We start from the raw sequence: 15,208 nt of genomic DNA, 5'->3' as shown, positions 1-15,208 counted from the left end.
GTAGGGTGCGGGTCCATGGGTGGCGAGAGCACGACGCGTACGGCCCCGCGCAGCGCGGGCACAGGCACGGCACAGGCCGGCGGCAGCCGGATCGGGCACCGGCTGTCCGGGGTGGCCATGGCGCTGGGCCTGGTGCTGTTCCTGGCGGGCTTCGGCTGGGCAGCGCTGGTCTACCGGCCGTACACCGTGCCCACCAGCTCGATGAGCCCCACGATCGCCATCGGCGACCGGGTGCTGGCCCAGCGCGTCGACGGCACCGACGTCCGGCGCGGTGACGTCGTCGTCTTCCGGGACAAGAGCTGGGTCACCGACGCCAACGTGGTCAAGCGGGTCGTCGCGGTCGGCGGCGACACCGTCTCCTGCTGCACGAACGGCAAGCTCACCGTCAACGGCAAGCAGATCGACGAGCCGTACCTGCCCGCGGGCAGCCTGGCCGAGAACCAGAACTTCCCGACCGTGACCGTCCCCGAGGGCCGGCTCTTCCTCCTCGGCGACGAACGCCAGGGCTCCCTGGACTCCACCGCCCACCTCACCGACGCCGCCAAGGGCACCGTGTCCCGGGACGCCGTCTCCGCCCGCGTCGACTCCGTCGTCTGGCCCATGAAGGGCATGCTCAAGCGGCCCACCGGCTTCGAGACCCTGGGTGCCCTCTCCCAGCCGGGCCCGCTCCAGATCATCGAACTCATGATCGTCGCCGGCGCCGTCCTGGTCCTCGGCGGCGGCGCCTACGGTCCGATCGCCAAGCTGCTGGGGCGCTCCCGCAGCCGTACCAGCACGGAGCCCGCCGGTGTCCGCTGAGACCACGCGGACCGGCGAGGACACCTACGAGGGCGGTCTGCGCAAGGTCGCCCGGGTGGTCCTGCTCGACCCCCAGGACCGCATCCTGCTGCTGCACGGCCACGAGCCGGAGGACCCGGCCGACGACTGGTGGTTCACCCCCGGTGGCGGCCTGGAGGGCACCGAGACACGCGAAGAGGCGGCGCTCAGGGAACTCGCCGAGGAGACCGGCATCACCGACGTCGAACTCGGTCCCGTGCTGTGGCGCCGGCGGTGCTCCTTCCCGTTCGCGGGCCGCCGCTGGGACCAGGACGAGTGGTACTACCTGGCCCGTACGACCCAGACGGCCACCGAAGCCGTGGGGCTCACGGAGCTGGAGCGGCGCAGCGTCGCCGGAGCGCGCTGGTGGACGTGTCGGGAACTGACCCGGGCACATGAGACGGTGTATCCGACCAGACTCGCCGAGCTGCTGCGTACGCTGCTCGACGAAGGTCCCCCGGCCAGGCCCGTGACCCTTGACACGGAAATCGTCTGAGGGCTCGTCGGACTGGCGCACAATGGTGGGATCGCACGGCTGAAGGGGAACATGCCATGAGCGCCGAGGACCTCGAGAAGTACGAGACCGAGATGGAGCTGAAGCTCTACCGGGAGTACCGAGACGTCGTCGGTCTGTTCAAATACGTGATCGAGACCGAGCGGCGCTTCTACCTCACCAACGACTACGAGATGCAGGTGCACTCGGTCCAGGGCGAGGTGTTCTTCGAGGTGTCGATGGCGGACGCCTGGGTCTGGGACATGTACCGGCCGGCCCGTTTCGTGAAGCAGGTCCGTGTCCTCACATTCAAGGACGTGAACATCGAGGAGCTGAACAAGAGCGACCTGGAGCTTCCGGGCGGGTGACGGAGTTATCCACAACCGCTGAGTAATCCACCAAGATCCACTTCTCCGGGTGGGATGCGTGACGGTTGGCGCCGGAGGTGGTGCCGACATGAACGCACGAGGTGCACTCGGCAAGTACGGCGAGGAACTGGCCGCGCGGCGGCTGACCGAGGCCGGAATGACCGTCCTGGAGCGCAACTGGCGCTGCGGCAGGACGGGCGAGATCGACATCGTCGCGCAGGACGGCGACGTCCTGGTGGTCTGCGAGGTGAAGACCCGCAGGGGCGGGTGCTTCGAACACCCCATGGCCGCGGTGACGCCGGACAAGGCGGAGCGGCTGCGCGGCCTCGCCGAACGCTGGATCCAGACCCACGGAGGAGCCCCTCCCGGCGGCGTCCGCATCGACCTGATCGGTGTCGTCCTCCCCGACCGCGGCGCCCCCGTGGTCGAGCACGCGCGGGGGGTGGCCTGAGATGGGATTCGCCCGTACGTGCTCCGTGGCCCTGGTCGGCGTCGAGGGCGTGGTCGTCGAGGTCCAGGCCGACCTGGAACCCGGAGTGGCCGCCTTCACCCTGGTGGGCCTCCCGGACAAGAGCCTGACGGAGAGCAGGGACCGGGTCCGGGCGGCGGTGGTGAACTCGGGCGGCGAGTGGCCGCAGAAGAAGCTCACCGTCGGACTCAGCCCGGCGTCCGTGCCCAAGGCCGGCTCCGGATTCGACCTGGCTGTCGCCTGCGCGGTGCTCGGCGCCGCCGAGCGCATCGACCCGCGGGTTCTCGCCGACATCGTCATGATCGGGGAACTCGGACTGGACGGCCGGGTGCGGCCGGTGCGGGGCATCCTGCCCGCGGTCCTCGCGGCCGCCGACGCGGGCTACGAACAGGTGGTCGTACCGGAGTGTGCCGCCGCCGAGGCCTCGCTCGTTCCCGGCGTGTCGGTGCTCGGCATCCGCAGCCTCCGCCAGCTGATCGCCGTGCTGACCGACGGGCCCGTGCCCGAGGAAGAGCCGGACGACCTGGGACGCCCGGACCCCCTGCTGGCCGGCCTGCGGATGCCCGGCACGGGCGCCGCCACCGGTATGCACAGCGTCGGTGCCGCACAGCACGAACAGGATCACGACCTGGCCGATGTCGTGGGCCAGACCTCGGCGCGTACGGCCGTGGAGGTGGCCGCCGCCGGCGGGCACCATCTGTTCCTCGAAGGCCCGCCGGGCGCCGGTACACAGTGAAGGAGACAGACTATCAGGGGACGGCTGCACCCCATCTGACCTGGGCTTATGTACCCGAAACGAAGTAGCCTCGTCCGCTGACCACGTACACCAGGCCATCAGGGCGGAGGCTGGCCAGCGCGCGGGATGCTGTCGACTGGGGCACGTCGAACTCGGCAGCAATAGCGACGCTGCCCGGTAGCCGCTCGCCAGCGCGATAGGTGCCGTTCTCGATGCGTCGCCGGATTTCCGCCGCTACCTGGGGCCAGTGCGGTTCCGCCCTGTTGATCTCCACCTAGTCAGCCTGCGACGTAATCGGCTATTCGGCTATCGAGGTAGTCAGGTACCTAGGTAGTCTGAGAGGGCCAAACAGAAACGCCCCTGAACCATCCGGGCTGGGACAGTTCAGGGGCTGAGACACGAACGGAGCGTGTCCTATGGGCGAGACTACCGAAGCTGTTTCCGGGCTCCGCCGGTTGCCCTGGAAGACCGACAGCGGGAAGCCTGCGTTCCTCGCGACCGACGACCCGAACAGCATGCTGTCTCTGATGGCCGATCAGATCGAAGAGCAGCACCTGACGAACGCTTCCACGATCCTGGGTCTGGTCGAGCCGATGTACGGGCCGGAAGCTCGACTGACAGCAGCGGAAGCCGTGTTCATGCTGCGCCGTACCGCTGAGTCCCTGGCGGCTGTCATCGACGTTGCGCGCATGCGCGGGGAACGGCTCGACAGCGAGTAGGCGCCGGAACGCACTGAAGCCCCGTAGAGGCTCCGGGATATCTCCCAGGTCTCTACGGGGCTTAGTCGTTCTCAGAGGCTCTCAGCGGGCCAGCCTGGTGCGCTTGTCGGCCAGGGGCGCCGGTCGCTTTCCCATGGTGGTCACTCCTCGCTGTCGTCCAGGTCGGCCAGCCTGCGCAGTGCCTCGCGCATGACCTTGTTGAAGCTGCGCCCAGACGCCTCAGCGATGCGGGCCAGCGCGTTGAACTCGTCGTCATGTAGTCGGACTCGGATACGTCGGATAGGCATTTGGTGTTGCTCCTTTACGCAGCTAGTTGCATTCGGATGCGCTGGGCGCGTGCCTGACCAATGCGGAAGTGCGATTGCAGTTCGCGCAGGCTCGGCGCCTTGTCGCACTCGGCGATGTATTGGCGCACCTGGGGAAGCAGCGGGTCAGGGGAGTGCGCAGGCTTCGCCACAGGTGCAGGGGCGGGAATGGCTGTACGGCGCTGTGCGGGGCGCTCAGGGGTCGGGGCAGGCTCGGGGACCGGCGCAGGCTCAGGGGCGCCCACAGGGGCACTCAGCGCCTTTACGCGCCAGAGCACCAGGGGCGCTATCGCGCTGACTGCAACGACCAGCGGAACGGATACGGGAATCAGGCCCGAACTCACCAGGTGCGCAAGTGCATTCGTAGCGATCAGCGCAACCACCACAGCGGATACGTCGCGCTTCACGCTGAATGCACGCAGGGCATAGATGTCGAGTGCACCCGGGATGCATCCGGCGACCCATTGGCCGTATCCGGCAGCACGGGCTAGCTCGTACTCGGCGGAAGCCGTTGCAATCAGGGCAGCGAGCAGGGCGAGTGCGCCGAGTAGGTCTCTATTCTTCAAGGCCATCTGACAATCCGTCAGCTAGCATCCGGCAGCGCAGGCAGGTTCCGCCCGGCATCACGCCGTAATTGTGGCGCTGGCAGATGGTCCAGCCGGAGCTATCGCGCTCGTTCCAGGGGCCGAATCGAGGGCGCCGGACAGCGGATTGCGGCGCATCCTGCTGCGCTGCTGCTCGACGTCGAGCCTGGCTCATACCGGCCACCCCTCCAGCGCATAACCGGCAGCAGCCAGCGAGCCGGGAGTCAGTAGCAGAGTCTCGGAAATGCGGCGTACCTCGGTTAGCTGCGCTGCATTCACGTTGGTGCCGAGTGCCTCTAGCTCGACCAGTAGCGCGACCATTCCCCGGCAGGAGTCGTCCCAGAGAACAGCGGACGGGCCACGCCACAATTCGGCCCAGCGGGATATCTGGTCATCGGTCCAGGACTCTGCGCGGGCGGGTGGTAGTGGAACGGGCAGGGTGCATTCAGCGGGTAGGGTCGTGCGTCGCTGGCCAGGGGCAGAACGGCCACGACGCAGGTTTTCAGAATTGGCCACGGTGAGTTACCTCCAGTTGGTTACGGGTTGATTGCGGACACGAGTTTTTGAACACGGAGCGTATTTTTCCCCGAGCGCACCAGGCAGAGACCTCCCCCGCGTCTCGGGTCCCCAAGATCATTAGGGGTTACTCCCCTCCCCCTATGTCACTCAGCGTGAATCAAAAGCCGAAAGATTCGCGCGCTGTCTTGCGTGAGTGATGACCTTTGGTGAGTGCTTGCAGGTTGGACCAGTCGAATGCCTTAGGCCCGAGCAGGCCGAGTCCGTCTATGTGGTCCACCTCGGCAGCAGCAGGGCGCAAAGGTTCAGCGATGGCGAGACACTCGCTGCACTCGCAATACGGATTGGTGCGCAGGTATTCAGTGCGTACGCGCTCCCACTTCCGGCGCAGGTCGGCCGACACATTCCTGTGACCGGTGCCGTATTCCTGGCCCGTGGTCGTAGACGTTCGAGCGTGAGCACGGCACTTCCCGCTGACCACCTGACAGCCACACCCAGGAACAGCGCACACAGCGAGCGCACGGCCATTGCGACGAGCAGGCGCAGGGCAGGGGCATTCGGGCGCTGGTCGGCGTCCCTTGGGCTTGCGCTGACGCTTTGCTGGCGCGCTGAGGGCAGGCTCAGGCTGGCCGGGCACAACGCCCCGCCAATCGCCGTCAGCGGGAATGACTCGGCCCGTGGACAGCCACTGGGGGGCGCTCTCGTCCGGCACCTCGAATTCGTCGCCAGCGTTGTACTGCGCGCCGTTGAAGAACAGTTGATAAAAGGTGGCAACGCGTAGTCGCACCATGGGATTCCCTCGATTCTCAGCGCCACGGGGCCAATCACTTACCGGTTTTGGTAGGTGACCGGCCCCAACAGGCAAGCGTCAGTGCTGCACGTCGTCGTGTGGCTCAGGCTGATTGACCAGAGCAGCGCGCTCGGATGGCGTCAGCTCGTACCACTCGCTCTGCGTGATGCCGGGCGGCGGGAATTCAGTTGGGTTATCGGGCATGCGATCAGACCCGCTCGGCGATACCGGCAGCGATGAACCTCTCAGCGTCCTCCGCTGGGAATTCCTTGACGACCTTCGACGTGCCCCACTCGTCGGCGTGAACGCGCACCTTGACGATGTCCCCGGGGTCGACGCTCACGCGATGGTCAGCGAGCCAGGCACGGCCGAACTGAACAAGCGTGAAGTCGTCGGTGTGCCGCTCGGTGAATGCAGGCGCATTACCGGGTCGCCCGCGCTCCATGTGGTCGACAGCAGCCAGCGCAGAGACGGCACGGCGGACAGCGCCACGGGCCGCGTAAAAGCGGTTCACCGCCTCGTCGTAGTCACTCTCGGCAGCCTTGAGCGCCGACACAACCTGCTCGCGCACCTCGGGCATGCTCGCCGCCCAGGCTCGATGCACGACAGCACCAGCGGCCCGGATCTGCTGCTCATACGCCTCAATGACGCCAAGTGCCGTACCGCGCATGGCAGTTACGCGGGCAATCTCCGTGGACTTGGGGGCAGGCTTGCCAGCCAGGACGGCAGCCTTGGCGGCAGCAGCGTCACGGGCCTGAGCCCGCTCCTGCCAGCCTTCGCCGAGCGCATCGGCATATTCGATCTGGGCGTCTCCGTAGGCGTCCCAGAGCTTGTCCAGGGCGGCCTGAGCCTTGGTAACAGCCGCCGGAATGGTGATGCCAGCGGGTAGGTGGTTGATATCCATTGTTGATCTCCGATCAGGGGGCGCCGGTAGGCGCATAGGTGTTGATTTCAGCGGCAGTTCGCTTGGCGTGGCCGGGGCCGGATACAGCGTCACGGCGCAGTGCGCAGGGGACTGTGTGGGTGTTTCCGTGCGACCAGTGGGGGCGCTGAGTTGCTGACGCAGGGCGCAGGATTACGCGGGAATGGCAGCGAGGGCACATGAATGGCGCCCCATTGGCCGGTGCGTCCTCAGCGCTGTGTATTGCCATGAGAGGTACGGATAGGGCGTACAGCATGGGCAGTCACCGGCTGGCGAAATAGGCGGACTGGGCGCCGGTACGGGCAGCGAGTAGGTCAGCGTGAGCCTGCACCAGATCAGCGAATACGCCGAGTGCTTCGGTGCTGGGATTGTCCTGGTCGAGCAGCTCGTTACCGACCTTTTCGATCAGGTCGCTGATGATCTGACGTTCGCGCTGTGGGCGGTTGGTAGTCGGCGAATTCAGATCAGCTGGTGTGGGAATCGTCATTGTGTGCCCTTCGGGGCTATCGGCGCACCCGGCGAACGGGCAGCGCTTTGATGATGGTTGTCTGCGAATCAAGGACAGCGCGATTGGCGCCTATCAGGTCTGCGATTGCCTCGCGCAGCAGGACCAGTTCGTCATAGATGTCACGCGGGGTGGGTTCGGATTTGGTGCTCATGTGTACCTTCGTGAACGGACGCGGGAACGCGCTACAGCACGCCGACCAGGCAGGATGCCGGAGCCGGCGAATGGTGGGAATTTGCGTGAGCAGCGGGTGAGGGGGTGAGGGTGAGCGAGCCTGTTTATCGGAACTCTCTTAGCCATGTCTGTGTTTCTGTAGGTCTTTGAAAACAGGCTCACCTCACCTCACCTCGTAACCCACCCTTGGGATTACTGGCCTCTGAACCCCCTACCGCGCTGTAACTCGGGTGAGGGGGTGAGGCACTCAGTCGGCAGCGAAGATGCCCGGCCCGTTCCGCTCCTGCTCGCTGGCCTTTCGGATGCCCACCAGGACGGCCTTACCCTTCGCTCCGCGCTGGCTGGTCACCTCTCCGCCCGAGCGTTCCTGAATGGCCTTACTCAGCGTGGAACTCTGCCGGTACGGGTCGACCCCTTCAGCGTCCGCCCATGCCTGGTATTCGGTCCATACCTCACTGAGGAACACCCGCTTACCGGGATCCAGGACGAACGCCCCAGGGAAGAACCCAGCGAGCGTGTCTGACTCGTCCTTGTAGGCGCTCACGGCCTTTCGCACGCTGTCAGGGTCGGCGAGTCCCTCGCGGTACCAGTCCATTGCGCCGCGTACGAGCCACGCGAGAATTCCGGGGTATTCGGCCTCAAGCGTCTCGTGAAGGTTGTTGTCACGCTCGTCCGGCGCAAAGTACCGGCTGAACGGAATCAACTTGATACGGCGCCAGGTGCCGGTGTCCTGCTCGCGCACGCTGGGTTTGTAGTTCGTGGCGAGCAGAATGAGCGCCTGTGGGTTGAACGAATACGGATCCCGGTACTTGGGGTTCACGTTCATCTCTTCGCCGCCGGTCGCATTCTTGATCGCTGCGGAATCCAGGACGGCAGATCGGTTGGTTTCGCTGGCGAGCGCGAGCCGTGCGCCTACCAATAGCTCAGCGTCCGGACCGCCACGCTTGGCGCCGGTAGTGGTGAACATGTCGAATGGCACGGTGGCAGCGTGCTCGCCGAGAATCTTGCGCAGCACGGTCAGTAGAACGGACTTGCCGTTGGACCCGGCGCCGTAGAACACAGCGAAACACTGCTCACTCGTCCGGCCGGTGATTCCGTACCCGAGTAGTCGCTGAATGTACGCGGGCATGTCCGGGTCATCGGGGAAGATCTCTTCGAGAAAGCGAAGCCAGCGCGGGCACTCGGCGTCCGGGTCGTACGGCACCGTTGCAGCGCGCGTAATCCGCTGGTCCGGCTGGCCATCGTCCAGGGCACCCGTACGGAGATTCACCACGCCATTGGGCACGGCGAGTAGATCCGGGTTCGCGTCCCATTCCCCGCTGAATCGCGTCTCAGGCAGACCCTTCAGCATGTCCACCACGGCGTCACGGCGAGTCTTGCTGCCCAGGTACTGGCTGCGTCGCTGGTCTTTCTCGCTGCGCCGCAACTCACGGAGCATGCTTTGCACCTCAGCGGTAATGCCGAACCCGTCCAGGTCGACCGTCCAGCGGTGTCCGTCGCTCGGAAAGTGGGCCCATCCTCGCTGCTTGCCGAACGTCAGGTTTCCGCCGAAGCGATTGTTGAGCGCGTGTATGGCTAGGTCGTCGTCCGCCATGGTGCCGACGTCGCTCGCGCTGGACTCTCCCTGCGCCTGTAGCAGCGCGCCGAGCACTGCCTGTAGGTCAATGTTGTTCAGGTCCATTAGAGGCTCACTCCGGCCTTTCGTAGCACCGTGGCGATGCCGTCGATTTCCGCTCGTAGGTTCTGCTTGACGCGCTTCTCTCGCGCTGTCCAGGGGTCCATGCGCTCGTGCTCGGCACTTAGGCGCCGGTACTTGTTGCGTAGGACGACCATCTGTCCGTAGACGTATTCGAGTTGCCAGTTCACCGGCTCGTCTGGCTCGCACAGGACGTATCCCGGGGTGCTCCGCGTATCGCGCGGGTCCACCACCTGATTGCGCTTGGCGACTACGTCAAGGCAATGGGGAGCACGATGACCGAGAACGGCGCCATGGCTGTGCTGCAACCGGCAGTAGGGGCACGTGATTACGCGGGATTCACCGGCCAACTTGCCGTTGGGGAAGTAGTCCTGGACCAGCGTTGCAGCTACGCGCGGCTGGTAGGTGTCTAGGTCATGCACGTCGTTTCCTCCTGAGCAGAGATGATTAGTTGCCAGTGGTGTACCGGCGGATTGTCGGCAGGCTGAGCCCGGTGAATCCCCGAATCTCTTCCGCTGTGCAGCGCAGACGAGCGGCAGGCACGAGCGCGAGTAGTTCGGATTCAGCGGCCTGGAGTTCGTCTCGCAGCCTCTTTCGACGCGCGCCGATTGATCGCATGCGCTGTACGACGTCATCCATGTGGTTACCTCCTTTCGTGCAATGCGTGTTGCAGTGAGCAGGGCAAAGCAAAGGCACCCCAGCCGTTTAGGCGGAGTGCCTTGCTCTGTGTCCCTGCTCAGGGGGAAATCTGTGGGAGGGGCGTGCGCTGCCCTCACTAGTTATCTGTCGAGTCGATTAGCGCCGTGCGCTGCCCTCACATAGTTCTACTGTCGAGTCGATTACCGGTGATCGTCGCGGCTGCTGTTTTGCCTGGTCAGCGGCTCGCCGCACATAACAGCCAGGTAACTTTGTGAGCCAGGTCACTTGCTGACCCAGTGGCGGGCCGTAGCGCTGAGCAGGGACTAGCGGCCCGCTCGCAGTTCCTCGGTCGTGTCGATTACTGGGCGCCTGTCTGCGGGCATGAAAGAGCCCCGCCGGGCAGATCCACCAGGGGACCGCTCAGCGGGGCTCAGAGGGGCGCTCAGTTGCCTACGGCCGCCAGTACCTTCCGGCACTCCGGGCATGTCGGCACGCCCTGCTCCGGGCCGTCCCACAGCCTCGGCGCCGGGAGGGCGCACAGCGTGGCCCGCTGGTCATAGGCAGCGTGGGTGTCGCCCGAGCTATCCCAGCCTTCGGCGGTGAGCATGTACGGAAGTGCGCGGTCGTTTTCCATTGTCTTCCTTTCATAGGGACGTCCCTAGTGGTCTGTACGGGTGCTCGGGGGCGCCTAGACCATGTCGGACAAGAACTCTTCCCGCAGGACAGCGTCAGCAGCCTCAGCCGCTGGGTCATCAATGTGCACGCCTACGCTGACGCGCTCCGGGTCCCAGCGCCGTCCCTTTGTCGCCGGAGCAATGCCCGCCCGAATGTGCATGGATAGCAGGAGTACCCGCTTACCGGCCGTGTCGGCGTTGTGCCAGCGCTCCGCCACCGTTTCGCCGGTCGGCACCCAGCGCCATTCAGGCTCGCTGGCTGGCTCTGCCTGTGCCTCTTCTAGCGCTTCCTGGCGGGATTCGAGCTGGGCGAGTACGGCAGCTTTCGCAGCGCCACGCAGGCCAACCAGGCTCGCCGCAAGTTCGGCAATGTCGCCCTCTAGTTCTTCGATTACTGACGCCGTGTCGTTGCCACCGATCAGCACGCGCTCTGTGTAGGGCATGTGGCCGAAGTTGCGGAGCAACCAGGTTTCTACCTCGGCCTCGACCCGTTCGGCATTCACGCTGATTCCTGCGCACTTGTCTCGACGGCTCTTGTCTCGCGCTGCCGGACAGGCGTACTGGTCCATGCGCCGGTCCTTATAGACGCGCGTGTTGTAGTGCATGACATCGTCACATGCCGTGCACCAGGCGACGTGCAGGAGCATGGTTGCTTTCTTGCGCGGGCGCTTCGTTTCAACGCCGTTCGCATTCAGCGTGGCTTGCAGCGTGCGCCATGTCTTGTCATCGATCAGCGCCGGACCGACACGAACGGGCTTTCCTTCGCTGTCTCGGACGACACGGCGGGAATCGCGCTTGCCCTGTACCCGATAACCGCGCAGCACTTCACTTCGCAGGTGCTGATAGATCGCGGAATAGGTCCACTGGGCGCGCTTTTCCGGCAGAGCCTCGCCCCGCTGAACCTTGCGGTAGTCGCCCGGGGAGAGCACGCCGGACGAATTCAGCCGGTCCACTTCGGCGCTGAGCGTGTGTCCCTCGTTGATTCGCTCGATTACGTTGCGGAGCACTTCGGCGGCAGTCTCGTCTACGTCGAGCCGCTTGTTTCCTTCGCCGTCCGGTACCACGCGGAACCCGTAGGGGGCAGCGCCACCCAGCCACTTGCCACCCTGGCGCAGCTCCACACGGCTACGCAGGATGCGCTGTTGGATGGTTTCCCGTTCGAGCTGGGCAAAGGCAACCATCAGCGTGACGACGAACCGGCCGTACGGCGACGTGAGGTCTGCTTGCCCCTGAACGTCGGCCAGGGTGGTGCTGCGCTTGTCGAGCAATTCGACCAGAGAAGCGAAGTGCGAAGTAACGCGCGAAAAGCGGTCGACGCTGCGAGCAACGACTACATCAATGCCGCTGAGTGCGCCAACGATCTCCCCGAACCCTGCACGGTCCTCCGGCCGGACACTGCCGCTCACGCCGACGTCATGCCGGACCATGACCACTTCATAGCCGCGAAGCTGGCACCATGCGCGGGCGTCAGACTCCTGCGTAGTAATAGAGGTAGAGGAATCGTCGTCACGGGACAGACGACAATAGATAGCGGCGCGAAGCGGGCGGGATTGAGCTGGGATCACTGACGGAGCCTTTCTGTCTCGAACAGTGTGCACCAGCGGGCGCGGGCAAGACCATGCTCGCCGAACGCCTGCCCGCCGTCCTTCCCCGGCTCACCCGGGAGGCGTCCCTGGAGGTCACCGCGGTCCACTCGGTGGCCGGGCTGCTGCCTCCGGGCAAGCCGCTGCTCGATGTCGCGCCCTACTGCGCCCCGCACCACTCGGCCACGATGCAGTCACTCGTCGGCGGCGGCCCGGGCATCGCACGGCCCGGTGCGGTCTCCCTCGCGCACCGGGGCGTGCTGTTCCTCGACGAGGCGCCCGAGTTCCACAGCCAGACCCTGGACGCCCTGCGGCAGCCGCTGGAGTCCGGACACGTGGTGATCGCGCGCAGCGCGGGCGTGGTCCGGTTCCCCGCGCGGTTCCTCATGGTCCTGGCGGCCAACCCCTGCCCCTGCGGACGCTTCTCGCAACGGGACTCCCTGTGCGACTGCCCGCCGTCGGCGATCCGGCGCTACCAGGCCCGGCTGTCCGGCCCGCTGCTGGACCGGGTCGACCTGCGGGTCGAGGTCGACCCGGTCACCCGCGCCCAGCTCACCGAACCCGGTGCCCGGGGCGAGTCCACCGCGACCGTCGCCGACCGGGTCGGGGCGGCCCGGGAGCGGGCGGCCGTCCGGCTCGCCGGAACCCCCTGGCGCACCAATAGCGAGGTGCCCGGACGGGAGCTGCGCAGCCGCTTCCATGCCGCCGCCGGCGCGATGGACGAGGCCGAACGCAACCTCGAGCGGGGCGTGCTCACGGCCCGCGGGATCGACCGGGTGCTGCGCGTGGCCTGGACGGTCGCGGACCTTGTCGGCCACGACCGCCCGGACGCCGCCGACGTCTGCCTCGCCCTGCAACTGCGCACCGGAGTGCCGAGGGGCGTGCCCATGGCCCTCGGGGCCCTGACATGACCGGAGAGGGTGAGCTGATGGCCCGGGTCTTCCTCGCCCGGGTCATCGAGCCCGGGGACGAGGTCGGTGGGCGGTGGCTGCGGGAGTACGGGGTGGGGGAGGTGGTGCGGCGGCTGCGGGACGGTGGGGAGCCGTTGCCGGGGGTGAGCGGGACCCGGTGGGGCGGGCTGGTCGGGCGGGCCCGGCGGGCCGAGCCGGAGCGTGATCTCGACGTGGCGCGGGCGGCCGGGGTGCGGTTCGTCTGTCCCGGGGACGCGGAGTGGCCGAGGCAGCTCGACGATCTCGGGGACGCCCGGCCCACGGGGCTCTGGGTGCGCGGGCCGGCCGGTCTGCGGATGTGGGCGCTCAGGTCCGTCGCCGTCGTGGGCGCACGCGCCTGCACCGAGTACGGCGCCCACGTCGCGGCCACCCTCGCCTCCGGGCTGGCCGAGCGGGGCTGGGTCGTCGTGTCGGGCGGCGCCTATGGGATCGACGGAGCGGCCCACCGCGGCGCCCTCGCCGCCGGCGGAGCCACCGTCGCCGTCCTGGCCTGCGGCGTCGACCGGCCCTACCCCCGCGGCCACACCGCCCTGATCAACAGGATCGCGGAACAGGGGCTGGTGGTCGGGGAGTTGCCGCCCGGTGATCATCCGACCCCGAGCCGGTTCATCCTGCGGAACAGAGTGATCGCGGCGCTCACCCGGGGCACCGTCGTCGTGGAGGCCGCCTGCCGCAGCGGCTCGCTGGTCACCGCTCGGGCCGCCGCCCGCCTCGGGAGGTACACGATGGGCGTGCCCGGGCCCGTCACCAGCGGACTCTCCGCCGGCGTGCACGAGCTGCTGCGCGGCGAGGCCGTCCTGGTCACCGACGCCGCCGACGTCGTCGAACTCGTGGGCGACATCGGCGAGCTGGCCCCGCCCAGACGAGGCCCCGTACTCCCGCGTGACCTGCTGGAACCGGCCGCCCGGGCCGTCCTCGCCGCCCTGCCCGGCAGCCGTGCGGCCCCCGTCGGGGAGATCGCGTGCGGCGCGCGCACCACGCCCGACGACGCGATCGCGAGGCTGTACGAACTCCGAGCACTTGGTTACGTCGAACGACACGGCGACGGCTGGAAGTTGACACGCCAGGCGATGATCTCGGCCCGGAGCCGTCACGGTCCGTGCTGACCGAGCGGGTTCGGCCGTCCGGGGGAATCCCCTACGCCCTTGGGATTTCCCGGAGTTGACCCCTTTGCCCGGTCACGCAGAGCGAGCTGCGGAGTGCGGTGGTGCGAGCAATGGAAGGGGCCCGCGCAGGGGTGGACCCTCACTGTTCGCACACCGCGACTCCTCGGTCACGCTACGCTCACGAAAGCCCCGGCGCAGACCGCGCCAACTCGACATCAGACCGACAGCTCACTCAGGTACGGCAGAACGGCACAAGGCGACGAATGCCCCAGCACACCTCCGGGTCCGACCGGGCGGCGATCCCCCCAGCCGTCCGCGACGGTGGCAGCGTGCGGCCGCCCGCTCCCTCGACGCTCGACGAGCTGTGGCGGTCGTACAAGGCGACGGGGGACGACCGGCTGCGGGAGCAGCTGATCCTGCACTACTCGCCGCTCGTCAAGTACGTGGCGGGCCGGGTGAGCGTCGGCCTGCCGCCCAATGTGGAGCAGGCCGACTTCGTCTCCTCGGGGGTGTTCGGGCTGATCGACGCGATCGAGAAGTTCGACATCGACCGGGAGATCAAGTTCGAGACGTACGCGATCACCCGCATCCGGGGCGCGATGATCGACGAGTTGCGGGCGCTGGACTGGATCCCCCGGTCCGTCCGGCAGAAGGCGCGGAACGTCGAGCGGGCCTACGCCACCCTGGAGGCGCGGCTGCGGCGGACGCCGACGGAAGGGGAGGTCGCCACCGAGCTTGGCATGGAGGTCGACGAACTCCATGCCGTGTTCAGCCAGTTGTCGCTGGCCAACGTGGTCGCCCTGGAGGAGCTGCTGCATGTCGGCGGCGAGGGCGGGGACCGGCTCAGCCTCATGGACACGCTGGAGGACACCGCCGCCGACAATCCGGTGGAGGTGGCCGAGGACCGGGAGCTGCGGCGGTTCCTGGCGCGGGCGATCAACACGCTGCCCGAGCGGGAGAAGACCGTCGTCACGCTCTACTACTACGAGGGGCTCACCCTCGCCGAGATCGGCAACGTGCTCGGGGTCACCGAGAGCCGGGTCAGCCAGATCCACACCAAGTCGGTGCTGCAGCTGCGGGCCAAGCTGGCGAGCTTCGGGCGCTGACTCCTCCCTTCCGGGGTGGGTGGTCCGTAAAGTGGTTGACGTGCCAAGGATTCGAGC

17 protein-coding genes and 2 pseudogenes are annotated in these 15,208 nt (G+C 67.0%); 9 read left to right on the top strand and 10 right to left on the bottom strand.

Translation table 11 applies throughout. The features are described 5' to 3' along the window. Positions 1-15: 15 nt before the first annotated feature. The 5 genes and pseudogenes from lepB to BEK98_RS33485 form a co-directional block, all read left to right on the top strand. Positions 16-798 carry a signal peptidase I gene (lepB, locus tag BEK98_RS33505; RefSeq protein ID WP_094220503.1) on the top strand — a complete coding sequence of 261 codons (783 nt, stop codon included), beginning with the start codon at positions 16-18 and terminating at the stop codon, positions 796-798. Continuing rightward, a complete protein-coding gene (locus tag BEK98_RS33500; protein WP_094220502.1) occupies positions 788-1,312 on the top strand; it encodes an NUDIX hydrolase in 525 nt (174 codons plus the stop codon). Before lepB ends, BEK98_RS33500 begins: the two co-directional genes overlap by 11 nt. 56 nt (positions 1,313-1,368) lie before the next feature. Further along, complete coding sequence (locus BEK98_RS33495; RefSeq protein WP_003965949.1) at positions 1,369-1,677, top strand: DUF2469 domain-containing protein; 309 nt, start codon at positions 1,369-1,371, stop codon at positions 1,675-1,677. 88 nt (positions 1,678-1,765) lie between these two features. Continuing rightward, positions 1,766-2,128, top strand: coding sequence for a YraN family protein (locus BEK98_RS33490; RefSeq protein ID WP_167444317.1), 363 nt, complete (start codon positions 1,766-1,768; stop codon positions 2,126-2,128). Between the two features lies 1 nt (position 2,129). After that, positions 2,130-2,873 (top strand): annotated as a pseudogene (locus tag BEK98_RS33485) (magnesium chelatase domain-containing protein); the annotation flags it as partial. 55 nt (positions 2,874-2,928) lie between these two features. Here the strand turns inward: BEK98_RS33485 and BEK98_RS33480 are convergent. After that, a complete protein-coding gene (locus tag BEK98_RS33480; protein ID WP_094220500.1) occupies positions 2,929-3,156 on the bottom strand; it encodes a winged helix-turn-helix domain-containing protein in 228 nt (75 codons plus the stop codon). Between the two features lie 142 nt (positions 3,157-3,298). Between BEK98_RS33480 and BEK98_RS33475 the strand changes: the two genes are divergently transcribed. Next, entirely contained in the window at positions 3,299-3,601 is a 303-nt protein-coding gene (locus tag BEK98_RS33475; protein ID WP_094220499.1) for a hypothetical protein, read from the top strand. A gap of 140 nt (positions 3,602-3,741) precedes the next feature. On the opposite strand, the gene BEK98_RS48125 is transcribed toward BEK98_RS33475, so the two are convergent. The 9 genes from BEK98_RS48125 to BEK98_RS33445 all read right to left on the bottom strand — a co-directional run bounded on the left by BEK98_RS48125 (position 3,742) and on the right by BEK98_RS33445 (position 11,971). Next, positions 3,742-3,888, bottom strand: a complete 147-nt coding sequence (locus BEK98_RS48125) for a ribbon-helix-helix protein, CopG family (protein ID WP_107428308.1) — start codon at positions 3,886-3,888, stop codon at positions 3,742-3,744. Positions 3,889-3,902: 14 nt separating this feature from the next. Further along, positions 3,903-4,478 (bottom strand): hypothetical protein, encoded by a 576-nt coding sequence (locus BEK98_RS48700; protein WP_143684195.1) that lies wholly within the window; start codon positions 4,476-4,478, stop codon positions 3,903-3,905. A 688-nt stretch (positions 4,479-5,166) separates the two neighbouring features. Further along, positions 5,167-5,409, bottom strand: a complete 243-nt coding sequence (locus tag BEK98_RS50275; protein ID WP_244202098.1) for an HNH endonuclease signature motif containing protein — start codon at positions 5,407-5,409, stop codon at positions 5,167-5,169. A gap of 595 nt (positions 5,410-6,004) precedes the next feature. Beyond that, complete coding sequence (locus BEK98_RS33465) at positions 6,005-6,700, bottom strand: hypothetical protein (RefSeq protein WP_094220498.1); 696 nt, start codon at positions 6,698-6,700, stop codon at positions 6,005-6,007. 280 nt (positions 6,701-6,980) lie between these two features. Next, entirely contained in the window at positions 6,981-7,205 is a 225-nt protein-coding gene (locus tag BEK98_RS48695) for a hypothetical protein (protein ID WP_143684194.1), read from the bottom strand. A gap of 16 nt (positions 7,206-7,221) precedes the next feature. After that, positions 7,222-7,377, bottom strand: coding sequence for a hypothetical protein (locus BEK98_RS49180; RefSeq protein ID WP_167444316.1), 156 nt, complete (start codon positions 7,375-7,377; stop codon positions 7,222-7,224). A gap of 267 nt (positions 7,378-7,644) precedes the next feature. Next, a complete protein-coding gene (locus tag BEK98_RS33460) occupies positions 7,645-9,078 on the bottom strand; it encodes a DNA primase family protein (RefSeq protein ID WP_094220497.1) in 1,434 nt (477 codons plus the stop codon). After that, positions 9,078-9,515 (bottom strand): hypothetical protein, encoded by a 438-nt coding sequence (locus BEK98_RS33455; RefSeq protein ID WP_094220496.1) that lies wholly within the window; start codon positions 9,513-9,515, stop codon positions 9,078-9,080. Before BEK98_RS33455 ends, BEK98_RS33460 begins: the two co-directional genes overlap by 1 nt. A gap of 905 nt (positions 9,516-10,420) precedes the next feature. Further along, on the bottom strand, positions 10,421-11,971 hold the full coding sequence (locus tag BEK98_RS33445) for a recombinase family protein (RefSeq protein ID WP_167444315.1): 1,551 nt from the start codon (positions 11,969-11,971) through the stop codon (positions 10,421-10,423). A gap of 32 nt (positions 11,972-12,003) precedes the next feature. Here BEK98_RS33445 and BEK98_RS33440 point away from each other — a divergent pair. The 3 genes and pseudogenes from BEK98_RS33440 to whiG form a co-directional block, all read left to right on the top strand. Then, positions 12,004-12,900 (top strand): annotated as a pseudogene (locus tag BEK98_RS33440) (YifB family Mg chelatase-like AAA ATPase); the annotation flags it as partial. After that, on the top strand, positions 12,897-14,045 hold the full coding sequence (dprA, locus tag BEK98_RS33435; RefSeq protein WP_094220493.1) for a DNA-processing protein DprA: 1,149 nt from the start codon (positions 12,897-12,899) through the stop codon (positions 14,043-14,045). The pseudogene BEK98_RS33440 and the gene dprA, both read left to right, overlap by 4 nt. Positions 14,046-14,308: 263 nt before the next feature. After that, the gene (gene whiG / locus BEK98_RS33430) at positions 14,309-15,151 is read left to right on the top strand and encodes an RNA polymerase sigma factor WhiG (protein ID WP_094220492.1); all 843 of its coding nucleotides are present in this window, start codon (positions 14,309-14,311) and stop codon (positions 15,149-15,151) included. Positions 15,152-15,208: the final 57 nt, after the last annotated feature.

Origin of the sequence: Streptomyces diastatochromogenes (assembly GCF_002242805.1) — a bacterium.
GTDB classification, from domain to species: Bacteria; Actinomycetota; Actinomycetes; order Streptomycetales; family Streptomycetaceae; genus Streptomyces; species Streptomyces diastatochromogenes.
This window is presented reverse-complemented; position numbering and strand designations above follow the sequence as displayed.

Bases quoted from the DNA above. Each gene is read 5' to 3' on its own strand.
- lepB (WP_094220503.1), top strand. From the start codon at position 16: ATGGGTGGCGAGAGCACGACGCGTACGGCCCCGCGCAGCGCGGGCACA.
- BEK98_RS33495 (WP_003965949.1), top strand. From the start codon at position 1,369: ATGAGCGCCGAGGACCTCGAGAAGTACGAGACCGAGATGGAGCTGAAG.
- BEK98_RS33490 (WP_167444317.1), top strand. From the start codon at position 1,766: ATGAACGCACGAGGTGCACTCGGCAAGTACGGCGAGGAACTGGCCGCG.
- BEK98_RS33475 (WP_094220499.1), top strand. From the start codon at position 3,299: ATGGGCGAGACTACCGAAGCTGTTTCCGGGCTCCGCCGGTTGCCCTGG.
- BEK98_RS48125 (WP_107428308.1), bottom strand. From the start codon at position 3,888: ATGCCTATCCGACGTATCCGAGTCCGACTACATGACGACGAGTTCAAC.
- BEK98_RS48700 (WP_143684195.1), bottom strand. From the start codon at position 4,478: ATGGCCTTGAAGAATAGAGACCTACTCGGCGCACTCGCCCTGCTCGCT.
- BEK98_RS33465 (WP_094220498.1), bottom strand. From the start codon at position 6,700: ATGGATATCAACCACCTACCCGCTGGCATCACCATTCCGGCGGCTGTT.
- BEK98_RS48695 (WP_143684194.1), bottom strand. From the start codon at position 7,205: ATGACGATTCCCACACCAGCTGATCTGAATTCGCCGACTACCAACCGC.
- BEK98_RS49180 (WP_167444316.1), bottom strand. From the start codon at position 7,377: ATGAGCACCAAATCCGAACCCACCCCGCGTGACATCTATGACGAACTG.
- BEK98_RS33460 (WP_094220497.1), bottom strand. From the start codon at position 9,078: ATGGACCTGAACAACATTGACCTACAGGCAGTGCTCGGCGCGCTGCTA.
- dprA (WP_094220493.1), top strand. From the start codon at position 12,897: ATGACCGGAGAGGGTGAGCTGATGGCCCGGGTCTTCCTCGCCCGGGTC.
- whiG (WP_094220492.1), top strand. From the start codon at position 14,309: ATGCCCCAGCACACCTCCGGGTCCGACCGGGCGGCGATCCCCCCAGCC.